The sequence below is a fragment of the Gordonia sp. NPDC057258 genome (assembly GCF_042668985.1).
Lineage (GTDB): Bacteria > Actinomycetota > Actinomycetes > Mycobacteriales > Mycobacteriaceae > Gordonia > Gordonia hongkongensis.
This window is the reverse complement of the sequence record NZ_JBHUXZ010000085.1, coordinates 1-1,394: the sequence shown is the minus strand read 5'-3', so window position 1 is coordinate 1,394 and position 1,394 is coordinate 1. Positions and strand designations below refer to the sequence as shown.

The 1,394-nt window shown below is 64.1% G+C and carries 2 protein-coding genes; both read left to right on the top strand.

Translation table 11 applies throughout. The features are described from left to right. Positions 1-1,002 (top strand): IS21 family transposase (locus ACFUEJ_RS24190; protein ID WP_388032374.1); only part of this gene is annotated, 1,002 nt, incomplete at its 5' end. After that, on the top strand, positions 999-1,394 hold a 396-nt coding region (locus ACFUEJ_RS24185; protein WP_258326398.1), incomplete at its 3' end, for an ATP-binding protein. The genes ACFUEJ_RS24190 and ACFUEJ_RS24185, both read left to right, overlap by 4 nt.

The following is a 1,394-nucleotide window of genomic DNA, read 5'->3' as shown; positions in this document are numbered from 1 at the left end:
GAAGAGATCGGTGGAGTGCCCAACAAGGTACTCGCTGATCGGATGGGTTGCCTCAAAGGTGGAGTCGTCGCCAACGTCGTCGTACCCACCCCCACGTATGTGCGGTTTGCCACCCACTACGGGTTTTCCCCGGACTTCTGTCACGGCGCCGATCCGGAATCGAAAGGGATCGTGGAGAACCTCTGCGGGTACGCGCAGTCGGATCTGGCGCAGCCGTTGTGGACCGAAGCCAAGATCGCTGCTGGTCGTGACGACGTGCAGCTGGATGTGCACGCAGCGAACCGGGCCGCGCGGGACTGGTGTGTCGAGGTCAACACCCGCCGTCACAGCGACACACTGTGCGTGCCTGCTGACCAACTCACGATCGAACGAGACACATTGAGCCCGTTGCCGTCTCTGCGGGCCCAGGTCGGTCCACCGCCGGTCACCCGTAAGGTCGATCGCCTCTCGTGTATCCGGTACGCCTCGGCCCGCTACTCGGTACCCAACCGGCTCATCGGCACCACCGTGACCCTCATCCAGGACGGTGAGCGGCTCCTGATCGCCGAACCTGCCTCCGGTGAGGTGGTCGCCGATCATCTGTTGGCCGCACCTGGTGAGGTCGTCCTCAACGATGATCACTACGGGGGGCCACGCACCCCGCCCAGTCGTGCACCACGGCCCAAAACTGCGGTAGAGAAACAGTTCTGCGATCTCGGTGAGGTTGCTGAGCAGTTCCTGGTCGGTGCCGCGGCCATCGGGAACACCCGCCTGGGCGGTGAACTCGATGACATCCTCGGGCTCGTCACCTCCCACGGCCGCGAACAGGTGCTCACCGCTCTGACCAGGGCGGTGGCGTTCCGGAGGTTCAAGGCCGCCGATGTGCGCTCGATCCTCGATGCCGGAGCCGGCACCCCCAACCCGCGACCGGCCGGCACAGCACTGTTGGGTCACCTGCCTACCGCGCCCACCCGCTCGCTGGATGCCTACAAGCTGGGCGCCGGCGACAAGGAGGTGTCATGACCACCACAACATCGACACCCGTTGCACCTCAGACAGTGCCGCCGCTACCGGCCGACCTCGATCACGCGCTACGCCGATTGAAACTGGCCTCGATCCGCCGCAGCGCACCCGAGGTCCTGCTCACCGCGAAAACCCAGCGGTGGACACCCGAAGAAGTACTGCGAACCCTGGTGGAAACCGAGATCGCCGCTCGTGATGCCTCCAACATCCGCAACCGACTAAAAGCTGCCGGGTTCCCGGTCACCAAAACCTTGGAATCGTTCGACGTGGCCGCATCCTCTATTCCGGCCAATACCTTCGAATACCTGTCTTCACTGGAATGGGTTCGGGCGCAACATAATGTCGCCCTGATCGGCCCTGCCGGGACGGGTAAGAGTCACACCCTGATCGGG